The 17,300-nt window shown below is 50.2% G+C and carries 17 protein-coding genes; all 17 read left to right on the forward strand.

The features are described 5' to 3' along the window. Positions 1 to 22: 22 nt before the first annotated feature. The gene (locus tag EJQ19_RS21050; RefSeq protein ID WP_126143214.1) at positions 23 to 775 is read left to right on the forward strand and encodes a ClpP family protease; all 753 of its coding nucleotides are present in this window, start codon (positions 23 to 25) and stop codon (positions 773 to 775) included. Continuing rightward, positions 772 to 993: a YlzJ-like family protein gene (locus EJQ19_RS21055; RefSeq protein ID WP_126143215.1), complete on the forward strand. Its 222-nt coding sequence runs from the start codon at positions 772 to 774 to the stop codon at positions 991 to 993. Before EJQ19_RS21050 ends, EJQ19_RS21055 begins: the two co-directional genes overlap by 4 nt. 80 nt (positions 994 to 1,073) lie before the next feature. After that, positions 1,074 to 3,659, forward strand: a complete 2,586-nt coding sequence (locus EJQ19_RS21060; RefSeq protein ID WP_126143216.1) for a DNA translocase FtsK — start codon at positions 1,074 to 1,076, stop codon at positions 3,657 to 3,659. Between the two features lie 166 nt (positions 3,660 to 3,825). After that, the gene (gene sleB, locus EJQ19_RS21065; protein WP_126143217.1) at positions 3,826 to 4,644 is read left to right on the forward strand and encodes a spore cortex-lytic enzyme; all 819 of its coding nucleotides are present in this window, start codon (positions 3,826 to 3,828) and stop codon (positions 4,642 to 4,644) included. A 98-nt stretch (positions 4,645 to 4,742) separates the two neighbouring features. Next, on the forward strand, positions 4,743 to 6,020 hold the full coding sequence (gene yfmF, locus EJQ19_RS21070) for an EF-P 5-aminopentanol modification-associated protein YfmF (RefSeq protein WP_126143218.1): 1,278 nt from the start codon (positions 4,743 to 4,745) through the stop codon (positions 6,018 to 6,020). Between the two features lie 3 nt (positions 6,021 to 6,023). Continuing rightward, positions 6,024 to 7,307 carry an EF-P 5-aminopentanol modification-associated protein YfmH gene (gene yfmH, locus EJQ19_RS21075; RefSeq protein ID WP_126143219.1) on the forward strand — a complete coding sequence of 428 codons (1,284 nt, stop codon included), beginning with the start codon at positions 6,024 to 6,026 and terminating at the stop codon, positions 7,305 to 7,307. 5 nt (positions 7,308 to 7,312) lie between these two features. Beyond that, on the forward strand, positions 7,313 to 8,065 hold the full coding sequence (ymfI, locus tag EJQ19_RS21080; protein WP_126143220.1) for an elongation factor P 5-aminopentanone reductase: 753 nt from the start codon (positions 7,313 to 7,315) through the stop codon (positions 8,063 to 8,065). A gap of 114 nt (positions 8,066 to 8,179) precedes the next feature. Further along, on the forward strand, positions 8,180 to 8,431 hold the full coding sequence (locus EJQ19_RS21085) for a DUF3243 domain-containing protein (protein WP_126143221.1): 252 nt from the start codon (positions 8,180 to 8,182) through the stop codon (positions 8,429 to 8,431). 208 nt (positions 8,432 to 8,639) lie between these two features. Beyond that, positions 8,640 to 9,377, forward strand: coding sequence for a hypothetical protein (locus EJQ19_RS21090; RefSeq protein ID WP_164716651.1), 738 nt, complete (start codon positions 8,640 to 8,642; stop codon positions 9,375 to 9,377). A 132-nt stretch (positions 9,378 to 9,509) separates the two neighbouring features. Next, on the forward strand, positions 9,510 to 10,253 hold the full coding sequence (locus EJQ19_RS21095) for a DUF3388 domain-containing protein (protein WP_420901693.1): 744 nt from the start codon (positions 9,510 to 9,512) through the stop codon (positions 10,251 to 10,253). A gap of 52 nt (positions 10,254 to 10,305) precedes the next feature. Continuing rightward, complete coding sequence (locus EJQ19_RS21100) at positions 10,306 to 11,193, forward strand: helix-turn-helix domain-containing protein (protein WP_241243020.1); 888 nt, start codon at positions 10,306 to 10,308, stop codon at positions 11,191 to 11,193. Between the two features lie 140 nt (positions 11,194 to 11,333). Continuing rightward, positions 11,334 to 11,825 (forward strand): YajQ family cyclic di-GMP-binding protein, encoded by a 492-nt coding sequence (locus EJQ19_RS21105; protein ID WP_126143224.1) that lies wholly within the window; start codon positions 11,334 to 11,336, stop codon positions 11,823 to 11,825. Between the two features lie 107 nt (positions 11,826 to 11,932). Next, complete coding sequence (gene rimO, locus EJQ19_RS21110) at positions 11,933 to 13,264, forward strand: 30S ribosomal protein S12 methylthiotransferase RimO (RefSeq protein ID WP_126143225.1); 1,332 nt, start codon at positions 11,933 to 11,935, stop codon at positions 13,262 to 13,264. Next, positions 13,261 to 13,845 carry a CDP-diacylglycerol--glycerol-3-phosphate 3-phosphatidyltransferase gene (pgsA, locus tag EJQ19_RS21115; RefSeq protein WP_126143226.1) on the forward strand — a complete coding sequence of 195 codons (585 nt, stop codon included), beginning with the start codon at positions 13,261 to 13,263 and terminating at the stop codon, positions 13,843 to 13,845. Before rimO ends, pgsA begins: the two co-directional genes overlap by 4 nt. Before the next feature lie 187 nt (positions 13,846 to 14,032). Beyond that, entirely contained in the window at positions 14,033 to 15,283 is a 1,251-nt protein-coding gene (locus tag EJQ19_RS21120; RefSeq protein WP_126143227.1) for a competence/damage-inducible protein A, read from the forward strand. 170 nt (positions 15,284 to 15,453) lie between these two features. Further along, entirely contained in the window at positions 15,454 to 16,497 is a 1,044-nt protein-coding gene (recA, locus tag EJQ19_RS21125; protein ID WP_126143228.1) for a recombinase RecA, read from the forward strand. Positions 16,498 to 16,568: 71 nt separating this feature from the next. Beyond that, on the forward strand, positions 16,569 to 17,267 hold the full coding sequence (locus EJQ19_RS21130) for a regulatory protein RecX (RefSeq protein ID WP_126143229.1): 699 nt from the start codon (positions 16,569 to 16,571) through the stop codon (positions 17,265 to 17,267). Positions 17,268 to 17,300: the final 33 nt, after the last annotated feature.

The raw sequence follows: 17,300 nt of genomic DNA on the forward strand, positions 1-17,300 counted from the left end.
AAATTGGAAAGGGGAACCCCCAGTGCCTACACCTACGAATCCATCCGCGCCGAGCGGAAAAGAGCAAGAACCAGGAGCGGAAGAAATCAAAAAAAATCCGGTGGTTGAAAACATTCAGCAGCTCGGCCAGACGAATACAATTACCGGAGAGGCATCGAACATTTTTTGTTTGACGATTATCGGGCAAGTGGAGGGCCATATCGTACTCCCTCCGCAAAATAAAACGACCAAGTATGAACATCTGATTCCCCAGCTCGTAGCCGCTGAGCAGAATCCGAAAATCGAAGGCGTCATGATCATTCTGAATACGGTGGGCGGCGATGTGGAAGCGGGGCTGGCAATTGCCGAAATGGTCGCTACACTGTCCAAACCAACGGTCACGCTCGTGCTGGGCGGCGGCCACAGCATCGGTGTTCCGATCGCGGTTTCTGCAAATTATTCAATTATTGCAGAGACGGCAACGATGACGATTCATCCGATTCGGCTGAACGGACTCGTCATTGGGGTGCCGCAGACGTTCGAATATCTGGATAAAATGCAGGAACGGGTCGTTCGCTTTGTGACGAAGCATTCGAACGTGACGGAGGAAAAGTTCAAAGAACTGATGTTCAAAACCGGCGAGCTGACGCGGGATATTGGTACGACGGTTATCGGCGCAGACGCAGTCAAGTACGGCCTTATCAATCAAGTCGGCGGCATCGGCGATGCGATCCGCGAGTTGAATAAGCGTATAGACGAGAAGAAGGCTGCGGACACCGGGGGGCTTGTCCAATGATTCACTACTCGGTGCTCCCTATGGACGTTGTTTTTGAGGGTATGTCATCATACACGCCGGAATTCGTGGATATTGAGCAGAACGGCATGTCCATGCAGGTTGAACCGATCGGCCGCTTTCAAGCCAAGATCGTAAGGCTCTACAGCTGCAATCCGCAGGACTACTTAAATGCCAAATATGCTCCCGGGACGATTATTTCGTACAATCCAGGCCTATAGACGAATTGACAGACACCCCCTTGTTCCCGTATCTTACCATGAGAGGATTATGGTATAATATGGACTTGGGGGTGAAAGTGTTGGCAAAACGCAAGAAGAAAACGAAACCGGTGAAAACAAGTCTGTTGTTTGAACTGTACGGCATTCTCATCTTGATCTTCTCTGTCATTGCGATTGCCCGTCAAGGGCATGTTGGGAACTCGCTTTATTATTTATTTCGTTTTTTTGTGGGAAGCTGGTATTCCTTAATCCCATTAATCTTTATTTATGTCGGCTTGTATGCCATGATTAAGCGGGATTGGCCGCTGTTGATAACCCCCAAGAAGCTAGGAATTCTATTGCTTATTCTAGGCTTGCTGATCAAGAATCATATCGATCTGTTTACCCAGCTGTACCCGGATAACAATTTCTCCTCGGGTAAAATCATTTCGTCGACGTGGGACGCGATGCTGGGCGGGTTGGCTCCGACCGACGCTGGGCATGAAGCGATAGAGCATGGCAGCGGAGGCGGCATGATTGGCGCATTGCTGTACAGCATCTTGTATTTCCTGTTTGACTATCTCGGTGCAAGATTAATTCAATATATGCTGTTTGTGATGGGCTTTATTCTGGCTACCGGGATTTCCTACATCGATGTAGGGAATATCGTTAAGGGGCGGTTTCAGAATGTGGGGCAAAACTTTAAAGACCGCATGAAGGAATGGCTGCAGGACCGAGAATCCAGGTCGCCGCAACCGGCGAGCGCCGCTAGCAGCAATGCGACGAGGGCAAAGAAACCGGTCTATGTGCCGGTTGACGATGAGTTTGATGAAGAAGTATTCCAACCGGTGAAACGGGCGAAGAAGACGCCGTTGTTTATGGAACTGATTAAGCCGATTAAAGAGGGACGGAAGAAGAAGGCCGCTGTGAGTGCCGGTTCGCACGAGGATGAGGATGATTTGGACGAGCTGTCCACAAACGAATCTCCATCCGCGAATGAGGAAGTTGTGTACAAAGTAGCAGGCGACGTGCACGAGCCGGAGGCGCCGCAGGCGGCTGCGCCAAGCCTGGATCCAATCATCCGGGACTTCCAGGAGCAAGTGATGCAGGACATACAGCTGGCGGAAAGAACGCAGCCTTCGAGCCCGGCTCCGGCCGCTGTGCCAGTGGCAGTAGCCGCTCCGCATGCGAAAGCGCAGGAGGACAGTGAATCGAACGAACCGGTTACCGTCGAGTTTCAGGAAGCGCCGCCTGTCATGACGAAGCCGTACGAGATGCCGTCGCTGGAGCTGCTCGCTAAGCCTGCGCTCGGCAAAGGCAGCGAATTGGCGGATTATAAAGCGAACGCAAGGAAGTTGGAAGCGACGCTGGAAAGCTTTGGCGTGAGGGCCAAAGTGCTGGAGGTTGTCCGTGGGCCGGCCGTGACGCGGTATGAGATCCAGCCGGATGTCGGCGTGAAAGTCAGCCGGATCGTGTCGTTGACCGACGATATTGCGTTGGCGCTCGCCGCAAAAGACATTCGGATGGAGGCGCCGATTCCAGGCAAATCCGCCATCGGTATCGAGGTGCCGAATTTGGAAGTCTCGGTCGTGACGATGCGTGAGGTCATGGAGACGTCAGCGTTCCAGGAGTCGAGTTCCCGCCTCTCTGTCGTGCTGGGCCGCGATATTTCCGGTCAGCCGATCGTCGGCAATCTGGCGCGCATGCCGCACTTGTTGGTTGCCGGGGCGACGGGCTCAGGGAAATCGGTCTGTATCAACGGTATTATTACGAGCGTGCTGTATAAAGCGAAACCGAACGAAGTGAAGTTCCTCATGATTGACCCGAAAATGGTCGAGCTTAACGTCTACAACGGCATTCCGCATTTGCTGGCTCCGGTGGTCACCGACCCGCGCAGAGCATCGCTTGCGCTGAAAAAAGTCGTTGTGGAGATGGAGAAACGGTACGAGCTGTTCTCTAAAAGCGGTACCCGGAACATCGAAGGGTACAACGCGATGCTAGCGGAAACCGGAACGGCGGCGCCGCTGCCGTATTACGTCGTTATCGTGGACGAGCTTGCCGACCTCATGATGGTTGCGGCGAACGATGTCGAAGACTCGATTTGCCGCTTAGCGCAAATGGCGCGCGCAGCCGGCATTCATTTGATTATAGCGACGCAGCGTCCATCGGTGGATGTCATCACCGGGGTCATCAAAGCGAACATTCCGTCGCGGATCGCCTTTGGGGTATCGTCACAGGTGGACTCCCGGACGATTCTGGATATGGTGGGCGCCGAGAAACTGCTGGGTCGTGGCGACATGCTGTACCTGCCGGTCGGCGCGTCCAAGCCGGTGCGCGTGCAGGGGGCGTTCCTGTCCGACCAAGAGGTCGAGCAGGTTGTGAGCTTTGTTCGCACGCAGGAGCAAGCCAACTATCGCGAGGAATTGGTTCCGCAGGTAGAAGAGGCGCCGGAGCAGCAGAACGAGATCGAGGACGAACTGTACGATCAAGCGGTTCAAATCGTGCTGGAAGCGAAGCAAGCCTCGGTTTCTTTGCTTCAGCGCCGCATGCGCGTCGGCTACACGCGCGCTGCGCGTCTGGTTGACGCGATGGAAGCCAAAGGCGTCGTCGGCCCGTACGAGGGCAGCAAGCCGCGTGAGGTGCTGATGTCCCTCGAGCAATATCAGCATAACCGAATGAGTTCATAAGGTTATATCTATTGAAGAAGGCACACGCTGGAGTGTGTCTTTTTCTTTTACCGCTATGCACAAAGTCTGGATCGTGAAAACGTATTTTCTGCATAATGGACGCCACGCTTTCTCATAATAAGCAAGAAAAGGTTAGGCAAAATGAAAAGCGAGGTTGATTACAGGAATGACGAAACGGATCCTTCTGATTGCATGCAGCATTGCAGTTGTACTTGTACTAGGCTTTCAACTCAAGGACAAACTCCGTCAGCCAGCCGAGGAAACGTTCAGTTCCAATGAAATTCGCTATGGCGCTACAGGGACGGATGTGAATGAGCTGCAAGGCAGGCTTAAATTCATCGGTTTTTACGGCGGCTCGGTGGATGGTGATTTTGGATATAAAACATTAACGGCAGTGAAACGGTTCCAAGGTGAATTCGGCATGAAAGTGGACGGGATTGTCGGTTCCAAAACGAAGCTGAAGCTATGGGAAGCGACGAAAAACTGGAAGCCCACAGGTCCAAATATGGGTGAGGCGAAAAGCGGAAGCTCCGGAAGCCCCGGAAGTGCGGGGACCGGTGGCGGCGGGGCAGCTGCCTCTACGGCAAACGATAAGCCTGCCAATTTGACGCCATCCAACAATTTAGGCTACTCCGAGCAGGATATTAACTTAATGGCCAATGCCGTGCACGGCGAGGCGCGCGGGGAGCCATACATCGGACAAGTGGCGGTGGCGGCAGTCATTTTAAATCGGGTCAAATCAGCCAGTTTCCCGAACACGATTTCGGGCGTTATTTTTCAGCCGGGCGCTTTCACTGCGGTAGCTGACGGCCAGATCTGGCTGACGCCGAACGAGTCGTCGAAGAAGGCGGTCAAAGACGCGCTGAACGGTTGGGACCCGACCGGCGGCTGCATCTATTATTTTAATCCGGCGACCGCCACGTCCAAATGGATTTGGAGCCGGACGCAAGTGAAGACCATTGGCAAACATATTTTCTGTATATAATAACGAAGGAACATGGAGAAGGAACCGGCATTGGTTGCTTCTCCTCTTCGTATAGGAATATAATGGAACTAACTTAACGATAGAAGGGAGACCGACCTTTGGAGCCAAAATTTGAGCGCAGTACTTTGAAGCACATTCGCCTGCACGTTTTGCCCACGGATCGATTCAAAACGTTTGCCATCTCCGTGTACATAGGCCGCCAGCTTGAAGAAGACAACGTGACCGGCACCGCGCTTACGCCATTTATTCTTCGCAGAGGTACGGCATCCTTGCCGGAGACGAAGCAGTTCCGCGAGCATCTAGACGATTTGTACGGAGCGGGCTTCGGATTCGATATTTATAAGCGCGGCGATTATCAGATCGTTCAGCTGAAAATGGATATTATTAACGACCGTTTCGTCAAATCGGCGGATTCCCTGCTGAAACAGGGGCTTGGGTTCGTCGGTGAAACGTTGACACGCCCTGCAACAGAAAACGGACATTTCCGTCAAAAATATGTCGATGCGGAAAAGCAAACGCTTCAAAAACGTATCGAATCCATCGTTAACGATAAAATCCGTTATGCAGCCGAGCGCTGCCTGGAGGAGATGTGCAGCAATGAGCCGTATCGCCTCCATCCGTTAGGCAAAATTGAAGATTTGGCTGAGCTCAGCGCGGCAAGCCTGTTTGAGCAGTACCAGAACTGGCTGCGCACGTCGCCGATGGATATTTATGTGGTTGGCAATACGACGCTCGCCGAAGTCGAAGGGATTGTGAAGCAGGCGTTCGATATTGACCGCGACGCAGGAGCAGCCTATGTCACTTCGGTGCCCCGCGGCGCCTCCGGCGAAGTCAAAACGATCGTCGAACGTCTTGATGTCAATCAAGGAAAGCTGAATATGGGGCTGCGGACTAACGTCTCCTACAAGGACGATCTGTACCCTGTAGCGCTTATGTATAACGGCGTGTTGGGCGGTTATCCGCATTCGAAGCTGTTCACCAATGTGCGCGAGAAAGCCAGCCTGGCGTACTATGCTTCATCCCGTTTTGATGGACATAAAGGCATCCTGACGATTCAATCCGGCATTGAGATGGCCAATTATGAGAAGGCGGTCGATATTATCCGGAAGCAGTTGAAAGCGATGGAGGATGGCGACATCACGGACATCGAGTGGGGACAGACACGGGCGATGATCAGCAATCAGCTGCGTGAAATTCAAGACTCGGCGTTCGAAATGATTTCGTTTGATTTTAACGCAATTTTATCGGGGAAAGAGCGTACGGTTCCCGGCTTGATCGAAGCGATTGAGAAGGTCGATATTCCGGCGATCGCCGAGGTGGCGAAGCGGGTTCAACTCGATACGATATACTTTTTACGGGATCAGAAGGGGGAGTAGGGCATGCAAACAATTCCATACGCGCAGCTGGGTGAAACCATTTATCATGAAGTGCTCGATAATGGCTTGCATGTGTTTGTTCTTCCGAAGGAAGGCTTTCAAAAAACATACGCCACCTTTTCAACGAAGTATGGCTCGATCGATAATCATTTTCAGGTGGCAGGCAAGCCGGAAGTGCAGGTACCGGACGGTATTGCACATTTTCTTGAGCATAAAATGTTTGAAGAGCCGGAAGGCGATATTTTCGCCACATTTGCAACGAACGGCGCCTCCGCGAACGCCTTTACCAGCTTTGACCGGACGGTATACCTGTTCTCGTCAACGGACCGTTATCTCGAGAATTTAACGACATTAATTAATTTTGTTCAGAATCCGTATTTTACAGACGAGAATGTTGAGAAAGAAAAAGGCATCATCGGCCAGGAAATTAAGATGTATGAGGATAATGCAGATTGGCGCAGCTATTACGGCCTCATTGAAGCCCTATACGCCAAGCATCCGATTCATATCGATATCGCGGGGACAGTCGCTTCGATTTCGGAAATTACGAAGGAAACGCTTTATGAGTGCTACCACACCTTTTACCATCCCAGCAATATGAGTTTGTTCGTTGTGGGTGGTGTGAATGCGGAAGAGGTAATTAACCTCGTTAAACAAAATCAAGCCGCGAAAACATTCCCGCCACAAGGCGCGATTCAGCGCTTCTTTCCGGAGGAGCCTGCTCAGGTGAGAGAAGCCCAAAGGTTGATGCATTTGCCTGTCTCCATGCCCAAGTGCTTGATGGGCTTTAAGGAACAGCCGCCTGCGGAAACCGGTAAACCGCTTCTGGTCCGCGAACTGACGACGAAGCTGATGCTCGATATTTTATTCAGCTCCAGCTCGGATATTTATCAAAGCCTGTATGACGACCAGTTGATCACGGATAACTTCGGTCATGAATACAACTGCAGCGAAGGCTACGCCTTCTCGATTGTTGGCGGCGATACGAAAGATCCGGAAGGGCTGACTGCCCGCATCCGCGAAGAAGTGGAGCAGCGCAAAGCAACCGGCGTAGATCCAATTGCCTTCGAACGGAGCCGCAAGAAGAAAATCGGCAATTTCCTCCGCATGATGAATTCCCCTGAATCCATTGCCAATGAGTACACGAAGTATCGGTTCAGAGGCATTGATTTATTTGATATTTTGCCGGTATATGAACAAATAACATTGGAAGATGTAAACGCGCGTTTCCGCGATCATTTTGACTGGTCGAAGCTGGCCGTTTCCATCGTTCGAAGCCGCGAATAGCGGGTATGACCAATAAACCGTTCCACGAGCAGACGGTGCTGATTACGGGAGCCAGCAGGGGAATTGGCGCCGCAATCGCGCAGCGTTTTGCCGCGGAGGGCATGCAAATCGTCATTCATTACAGGGAATCGCATGAGGCTGCCAATGAGGTGGCGCGGGCGTGCATGAAAAAAGGCGCAAAAGTGCTGACTGTTTCCGCCGATATGCAGTCTCGGGATCAGATTCTCAAGATGCGTGACAAATTGGAGCAGATGGGGATGGTGCCGGACATTGTCGTGAACAATGCGGGCATTTCTCATTATGGCTTGTTAACCGACATTTCCGAAGAAGATTGGGACTACGTGATGAATGTGAATCTGAAAGGCGTGTTTCTATGCTCTCAGGCGTTTGTCCCAGCGATGATTTCGCAGAAGTTTGGACGCATCATTAATGTCTCTTCCATCTGGGGCATATCCGGCGCGTCCTGCGAAGTTGCTTATTCCACAGCCAAAGGCGGACTTAACGCTTTTACCAAGGCGCTTGCGAAGGAATTGGCCCCGTCTGGCGTTACGGTGAACGCGGTTGCTCCCGGCGCGGTGGAGACGGATATGATGGCCGGTTTTCACGTTGACGAGAAAGTCGCGATTGAAAATGAGATTCCTGTCGGCCGTTTTGGGATGCCGGAAGAAGTCGCTTCGCTCGTTTACTTCCTGGCCCTGCCGGAGTCGGGCTATATTACAGGCCAAATTATTAGTCCAAATGGGGGCTGGCTGACCTGATTCTTATATTTTGCCATTTCTGCATACCTGGAAGCATCGCATAATTGAGGCTTGAGAAGCGCATATTACTTTTTGTAATGACCATTTCTCATAACTCAAAGGAGGCTTCTTACAATGGCAACTGTACTTAAAGTGTTCGACAAATGGAAAGAATTTTTGGCTGAACGCGTGAGTCAGGCTGGGCATGCAGGAATGAGCGAAGAAACGATCGCTAAGCTTGCCTTTCAGATCGGTGAGTTTCTATCGAACAAAGTAGATCCGGAAAACGAACAAGAACGTTTACTCAAAGAGTTGTGGGATGCTGGCGATGAGCAAGAGAAGCAGACAATCGCACGCCTTATGGTGAAATTAGTAGACAAAGGTTAATTACCGTTTTACAATTTAATCAGGTATAATGGGAAAGCCTCCTTTTCGGAGGCTTTTGCATGCTTTCATAGCAAAGAAAGGATTAACGACAGGTATGCGTACGCTTCGAAACGGAATGGTCATAATTTTACTTATCTGCTTGATTGCCGGCTGCACTAGCCGCGGTATTCCTACAATCCAACAAGATATGTTTGAACGAAAAATATCGGTGCTAATGCTTTCAAGCGCTGAACTCCCAGACGCAGCGAAACAATCGATTGGGCAAGCTTTGCTGAAATGGCGGGATCAAAGCTCGATCGCTTTCGATTGGGTAAAGGACTTGCAAACGGTGGATGCCGATGCCGTCGCGAAATTGAAAACGGCTTCGTACGATTACATATATGTGGCTGGGAATGGCCTGTTTTCATCGGCTGCGGCATGGATGGGGGCTAATCCAACCTCAGGGAAATGGACGTTTCTGCAGAGCGAGCCTGATGCAGCCAATCAAAGCGCTGCAATTGCCGACAAAGCGGCGCTGCTGCAAGTGGATACGGCTCAAATCGAGACGATGAAAAAGACATGGGTTCAAAGCCTGTTGGACCAACAGACGCCGATCGAATGGGTAACGAAGGCCGAGCGGCCGATTCCTTCCGTATGGGCGCCTTCCGAAGAAAGCGATCATATCGTATTGCTGGATAATAACCCGCAATGGTTCCAGCAGCTTGCTTTTCAGGTGAACCAGCATCATGCGAAATGGGTCGTTTTTTATGCTCAGGCTGAGGAAGCCCAGGTTCAGAAAGCGAAGACGCTCGGCATTTCCGTGATGGATTTGACGGCAGCCCTGTCCGCAAATTTGAGTTGGGATGACATTTTAGCGAATCGCTTAGGAGTTATGATGAATCATAGCTGGCAAGCAGGGGTGCAGAATTACAATTTGCAAGAGCTGAAAGAACTAAAAATGAAATAATCCGGCTTGTCCGTTGAGGTTGAGAAGGATATTGACGAATTTTGTAGAAATGTTTTAAATACGTAGATTAGTCGCTGTTTATGCGGCATACAACTTAATGAGGTGGAAGACGTGGACGTTAAAGAATGGTACATGGAATACAAAATTCATAAAAATCGGCCGGGTCTCCTAGGGGACATTGCTTCCCTGATGGGGATGCTGGATATTAATATTGTGACGATTAACGGGGTTGAGGATCGCACGCGCGGCATGCTTTTGCAGACCAACGATGAAGAAAAAATTGACTTAATGGGTAAAATGTTAAAAAAAGTAGATAATATTACTATTACTGCTTTGAGACCGCCCAAATTAGTGGATATTTTGGCTGTACGTCACGGCCGTTACATCGAGCGCGACTCCGACGACCGCAAAACCTTCCGTTTCACGCGCGATGAACTGGGGCTTCTCGTCGATTTCCTGGGGGAAATTTTCAAACGCGAAGGCAATCAGGTTGTGGGGCTGCGCGGGATGCCGCGCGTCGGGAAGACGGAATCGATTATCGCCGGCAGTGTTTGCGCCAATAAGCGTTGGACGTTCGTATCGTCCACACTGCTTAGACAAACGGTCCGCAGCCAGCTTTCCGAGGATGAAATGGCGCCTAACAACGTCTACATCATTGATGGCATCGTTTCCACTATTCGTTCCAACGAGAAGCACTATGGGCTGCTGCAGGACATTATGTCGATGCCGTCGACGAAAGTGATCGAGCACCCCGATATTTTTATTCGTGAATCCGAATATACGTATAGTCACTTTGATTATATTATTGAACTGCGGAACAATCCGGACGAGGAAATCAATTACGATTCGTTCACGTATACATCTGAACCTTTTTAGGGGATGTATCGTCCATTTACGAGGATATTCTTCTAGATGAGGAGGTGACCATGTGTCTGCTGACTTAGGGTACATATTGCGCAAGACCAGGCTGGAAAAAAAGATGTCGCTCGACGAGCTTCAGGAAGTGACGAAAATTCGCAAACGGTACTTGGAAGCGATTGAAGAGGGGAACTACAAGGTTCTTCCGGGAAGCTTTTATGTCCGGGCGTTTATTAAAAGCTACGCGGAAGCACTTGGGCTGGATCCGACGGAAGTCTTGAGCATGTATCAATCGACGAATCCGACGCCTGTTGTGGAGAAACCTGTTGTTGAAGCCATCCGGCCAAACCGTTCGAGCGTTCATAATACCGAGAAAATGAGCAGATGGGCCTCCAGTTTAATGTTTGTGTGCTTCATTTTGCTGATTTTCGGGATTGTGTACTACTACACGTACAAAAATTATAAGGGGACGCCGGCCGACGAGACGCCTTCGCAAACATCGACAACGCGTATTACGGATTCAACGAATCCGAATCCGTCGCCAGGCACGTCGGTGAACGCGACTGGGGCGAGCAATCCGTCTCCGATTGTCTCCACTGCGCCAACACCTTCACCTACACCTACGCCGACCCCGCCGGCCGTTCAAGTGAAATTCACTTCTGCGGATAAAGGCGTTGACAACTATGCGGTGACAGGAGCGCCTAAGCTAAGCATTCAAATGACAATAACGGGGCCCTGCTGGATTCGAATCGATGCGGTCAAAAGCGACGGGAGCAAAGAAATGCTGAGACAGAAGCTGTATAACGCCGGTGATACGGATACGTTCGAACTGGATAATTCGGCTTACTTGAATGTGGGAGCGGCAAGCGCGCTGCAGCTGAATGTCAACGGAACGCTTGTTCCAGTCGGCGATACGCCGAATCCGAAGCGGCTACAGCTGAACCTGCAGAAAAGCTAGCTTTTTGACACTTCCTGCGCTTTCCCCGGAAATAAAAATGAGGCTGGGAAATATTCGCGTGCATGCACCGGATATTTCCTTTTTTATGCGTTCTTGCTATAATGCAAGAAGTAATTTGAAGGAAAGGGTGTTCGTGAGAAATGAGTTCAGAAAGCTCTTTTGATATTGTTTCCAAGGTGGACATGCAGGAATTGAACAATGCGATCCAGCAAGCGGAGAAGGAAATGCTGAATCGTTTTGACTTTAAAGGGAGCAAGAGTTCCATCAAGCTGGAGAAGGATCAGCTCGTAGTCGTCTCTGACGATGAATTCAAGCTTCAGAACGTACTGGATATTTTGCATGCCAAAATGACCAAACGCGGAATCTCCATTAAGAATCTCGATTATTCTAAAGTGGAGCCGGCGGCAGGACAAACCGTCCGCCAAAAAATCAGCTTAAAGCAAGGCGTCGATCAAGAAAACGCCAAGAAGATCAACATTTTGATCCGCGATTCAAAGCTCAAAGTCAAATCGCAAATTCAAGGCGACCAAATTCGGGTCACAGGCAAAAGCAGAGACGACCTCCAAGCCGTCATCGCCATGCTGCGGAAGGCGGAAATCCCGCTAGATCTGCAGTTTGTCAATTTGAAATAATCCAAAGTCCCCCTATGGAAGTAGGGGGCTTTTAGTTTTTGACACCCCATAGGGCATGTATTATACTGATAGGTAGCGTTCGAGGACTATTGGAGGTTGTTTTATTCATGACAGAGAAGGTAAAAGTTGTTACGCTCGGGTGCGAGAAGAACCTGGTCGACTCCGAGATTATGTCAGGGCTGATTCATGGCCGCGGCTACCAACTGGTTGATAATAAAGAAGAGGCAACCGTTATTATTGTAAACACTTGCGGGTTTATTGATGCGGCCAAGGAAGAGTCCGTCAATACGATTTTGGATATGGCCGAACTGAAGCAGACTGCCAATTTGAAAGCGTTGATCGTTTCCGGTTGTTTGACGCAGCGTTACAAACAGCAATTAATGGATGAAATGCCGGAGATCGACGGCATTGTCGGCACCGGTGATTTTGATAAAATCAATCATATCGTGGATGAAGCGCTGCGTGGCAAGAAACCGGTTCTGATTGGGAATCCGGTATTTAACTATGACGCAGATCTGCCGCGCCTTGTGACGACACCTCGCTATACGGCTTATGTGAAAATTGCGGAAGGCTGCGACAATGCATGCACGTTCTGCTCGATCCCGATTATGCGGGGGGCTTTCAAGAGCCGGTCCATCGAGTCGATTGTAGCGGAAGTCGCGAATTTGGCGGCACAAGGCGTGAAAGAAGTCAGCCTGATTGCCCAGGACTCCACGAATTACGGAACAGATTTGTTTGAAGGCCGTTTCATGCTTCCTACCTTGCTGAATAAAGTGAGCGAAGTGGAGGGCATCGAGTGGGTACGTCTGCACTATGCGTATCCAGGCTTCTTCAGCGATGAGTTGATCGACGTCATTGCGAACAATCCGAAGGTGTGCAAATATATCGATATGCCGCTGCAGCACAGCGAAGATTCGATTTTGAAAAGAATGCGCAGACCGGGCCGTCAAAAGGATACCCGCGAACTGGTGCGTAAAATCCGTGAGGCCATTCCGGACGTCGCGCTTCGCACGTCCTTGATCGTCGGTTTCCCAGGCGAAACTGAAGAAGATTTTGAGAACCTAAAAGCATTCGTTCGCGAGATGCAATTTGACCGCCTTGGCGTGTTCGCGTATTCCCAAGAGGACGATACACCTGCTTCGCGTCTGCCGAATCAGGTGCCGGATGAAGTCAAAGAATATCGCGCGAATGTCATCATGGAAATTCAACGCGAGATTTCCAATCTCCGCGGAGGCCGCCGCATCGGTCAAGAAATTGATGTGTTGATCGAGCGTTATGACGGAAGAAGCGACGTTTATGTCGGTCGTTCGCAATTCGATGCGCCGGAAATCGACGGCGAAGTCTTCGTCTCCAATGCCAAACTGAACATTGGCGAGCTGGCAAGAGTCCGCGTTACCCATTCCTATGAGTTCGATTTGTCGGGGGAGGTCATTGCATGAATCTGGCCAACCGCATCACCGTAGCGAGAATTTTATTAGTACCGATCATCATGTTTTTTCTGTTGGTGAAGGTGAAATTCCCACATATACGGATAGAGGAATTCAGCATCACGTATAATCAAATTATTGCCGCTTTAATTTTCATTGTTGCGGCGAGCACAGACAGTTTGGACGGCTACATTGCCAGAAAGCGCAATCTCGTTACGAATTTGGGCAAGCTGCTCGATCCCTTGGCGGACAAGCTGCTTGTCACCGCCGTGCTCGTCTCATTGGTGGAAATGGACAAAGTGGATGCCTGGATTGTCATCGTCATCATCAGCAGGGAGTGGGCCGTTACCGGTCTGCGGCAAATCGCTTTGCTTGAAGGAACGGTTATGGCGGCCAGCAAGTGGGGGAAAGCGAAGACCGCAGCACAAATTACTGCGATTATCGCCCTGTTGATCAATAATTTTCCGTTTACGTTCCTAGATTTTCCTTTTGATGTGATTGCCAGCTGGGCGGCAGCGATTATTACAGTTTATTCCGGTATTGAATATTTCGTTAAGAATAAACATGTTATTGATTTTACAGATAAGCAGTAGTACATAGGGAGCTTTCCGAAATTTATGCCTGCTGTTTCAGATAAAGCCTCTGGAGTTCACGGAGATTTGCTTGAAACATATCGGTACGGTACTTGATTTCGGAAAGTCCCCATAAATGCCTCTAATCACGGCAGCACCATGCTGGCCAGGGTGGAGGTTTTCTCACTTTGAGGGGGTTATGATACGTATGAAGGCGGAGATCATTGCGGTAGGAACAGAACTGCTGCTGGGGCAGATTGTGAACACGAATGCGCAATTTCTGGCACAGGAATGTGCGGCGCTGGGGATCAACGTATACTTTCAGACGGTTGTCGGCGATAACGAGCAGCGACTGATGGACAGCTTGAAGCTGGCGGCATCAAGAGCCGATGTCGTGATTTGCACAGGCGGTCTTGGACCGACCCAGGATGACCTCACGAAGGACGTGCTAGCCGCTTATGCTGGGTGTAAATTAATCTTACACGAACCCTCGATGAAGGCGATTGAAGACTTGTTCGCCTCACGAGGCATCCATATGGTGGAAAGCAATCGCCGGCAGGCGCTCATGCTGGAAGGCAGTACGCCGCTAATCAATGATGCCGGTCTTGCCGTTGGGAATGCCGTAACGATTCAGGGGACGCATTTTGTCCTGCTGCCCGGTCCTCCCAAAGAAATGAAGCCGATGTTTACGAACTATGCGGCCAAATGGTTAAGTGCGTTAATGAATGAACCGGTGCCTCTCTACTCTAAAATGCTCAAATTTGCCGGCATCGGGGAGTCGACACTGGAGCATCAACTGCTGGACCTGATTCAGACGCAGACGAATCCGACTATCGCCCCTTATGCCAAAGAAGGCGAAGTGGCAATCCGCCTAACGACCCGGGCGCATACGGAGGAAGAAGGCGAGGCGTTGATGGCGCCGACGATGCAAGAGATTCGGGGACGTGTAGGCGAGTACCTCTACGCCGTTCAGAATGTGCCGTTAGAAGCCGTAATCGTGCATAGGCTGATAGAGACCGAGCGAACGTTAAGCGTTGCAGAGAGCTGTACAGGCGGTCTGCTTAGCGATCTTATTACCGGAGTCTCGGGCAGTTCGCAGCCGTTTCTTGGGGGCATTATATGTTACACGAATGATGTGAAGCACGGCTTGCTAGGCGTTCCAAAGGACGTTCTGGAGGGAGAAGGGGCTCCGGGAGCAGTTAGCCAGGAAACGGCGATGCTCCTGGCTGAGGGGCTGCTGCGCACGCTTGGGAGCGATATCGGTATCTCCGTGACCGGAGTTGCTGGGCCGAATCCGTCGGAGGGGAAACCGGTCGGGCTCGTTTATGTCGGCTTGGCGCAGAATGGCAAGGAGACGCAGGTGTTCACGCTGCAGCTCTCGGGTAGTCGGGGCATGATCAAGCTGCGTGCCGCCAAAAGCGCACTCTACCAATTATGGAAGCAGTTGAAAGAAAACTAGATTTCCAGTATAATGGGAAATATGTTGGCGGAAGAACCGCAGCAAAGCGATAACTTTGTTGCGGTTCTTCGTTTGTTCGCAGAAAAACGAATGTATGTTCGAAAAAATGCTTGGCAAACGGACCAAAACAAGTTATCATATACCTATAATGATAGAAGGAAGTGGTCGTTTTGTCAGATCGTCGTGCCGCATTAGATAACGCATTACGTCAAATTGAGAAGCAATTCGGTAAAGGCTCCATCATGAAACTTGGGGAATCAACACACATGCAGGTTGAAACCATTTCATCGGGAGCATTGGCACTTGATATAGCGCTAGGAATCGGTGGGTTCCCGCGCGGAAGAATTATTGAAGTTTACGGACCGGAGTCTTCCGGTAAAACAACCGTCGCTTTGCATGCTATCGCAGAAGTGCAAAAGGTTGGCGGACAAGCCGCATTTATCGACGCAGAGCATGCGCTTGATCCTTTGTATGCCAGTAAGCTGGGCATCAACATCGACGAATTGCTGCTTTCCCAACCGGATACCGGGGAGCAGGCGCTTGAAATCGCCGAAGCGCTTGTGCGAAGCGGCGCGGTGGACATTATCGTGATCGACTCCGTCGCAGCGCTCGTTCCGAAAGCGGAGATTGAAGGCGACATGGGGGATTCCCACGTTGGTTTGCAAGCACGCTTGATGTCTCAAGCGCTGCGAAAGCTGTCCGGCGCCATTAACAAATCCAAAGTTATTGCCATCTTCATTAACCAGCTGCGTGAGAAAGTCGGCGTCATGTTCGGCAATCCGGAGACAACGCCTGGCGGGCGCGCATTGAAATTCTATTCATCCGTTCGTTTGGACGTTCGCCGCGTTGAGACAATTAAACAGGGTAACGATATGGTAGGGAACCGTACGCGCATTAAAGTCGTGAAGAATAAGGTTGCACCTCCGTTCAAGCAGGCTGAAGTCGACATTATGTACGGTGAAGGGATTTCTCGCGAGGGCAGTATTGTCGACATTGCGACAGAAATGGACATTATTAATAAAAGCGGCGCTTGGTATTCGTTTGAAGGCGAACGCTTAGGTCAAGGTCGCGAGAATGCGAAGCAATTCTTGAAAGAGAACAAAGCGATCTCTGATACAATCGAAGGCAAAATTCGCGAAAACAGCAATTTGATTAAAGTCGTCGGCCCGAATGTTGATGACGAAGAGGACGAAATAGAATTAGAACTTGAATAAGTGAAGTTGAGTCGAGAAGCACCTGACACCTTGTGTGGAGGTGCTTCTTTTTTGAATGGAGTGAGCGCATAATGAGTGAGGAACAGCCACGAGTACTTGTCATTACCAAGGTAGAGAAGCAAAAGCGCGGCAAGCATAGATATAATATATTTTTGAACGAAGAATATGCGTTTTCTGTACATGAAGATATTTTAGTGAAGCATCGCTTAAATAAAGGCGAGACATTGTTCCAAGAACAACTGCAAACGATTGTGCAGGATGAAGAGCGGAATTTGGGCTATGTGAAAGCGCTGCATATGGTCGGGAGAAGACCCCATTCCTTGGCAGAACTGAAACGGAAGCTCAAAGAAAAGGGTTTTGAGCCGGACATCGTTGAGTGGGTCGCGAATAAGCTGGTGGAACAGAACTACATTAATGATGAGGAATATGCGAAGATGCTTACGGATCATCGTGTCGTGTCGCAGAAGAAGGGCAGGCATCTCATCCGGCACGAACTGCAGCAGAAAGGGATTCACAAAGATGTGGTGAAGGATTCCATCGAATCGATCAACCCGGAGGATGAATACGCCGCTGCCTTCAAGATTGCGCAGACAAAATGGAAACAGACTTCTGGTAAGACGGTGGATCGCAAACGAAAAACCGCTGCGTTTCTCATGCGCAGAGGGTACGCGGGCGCTCTCGTACAGAGAGTTTTAAATGAGCTCAGTCAAGGCAACGAGGGCGAAGAGATGGATTTTGACGATGAGCATTTTGTGGGTGATTTTTATTAATGTCATTAAATATTCGAAATTCAATTAATGTCA

It is taken from the genome of Paenibacillus whitsoniae, from assembly GCF_003955665.1.
In the GTDB taxonomy this organism is placed as follows: domain Bacteria; phylum Bacillota; class Bacilli; order Paenibacillales; family NBRC-103111; genus Paenibacillus_E; species Paenibacillus_E whitsoniae.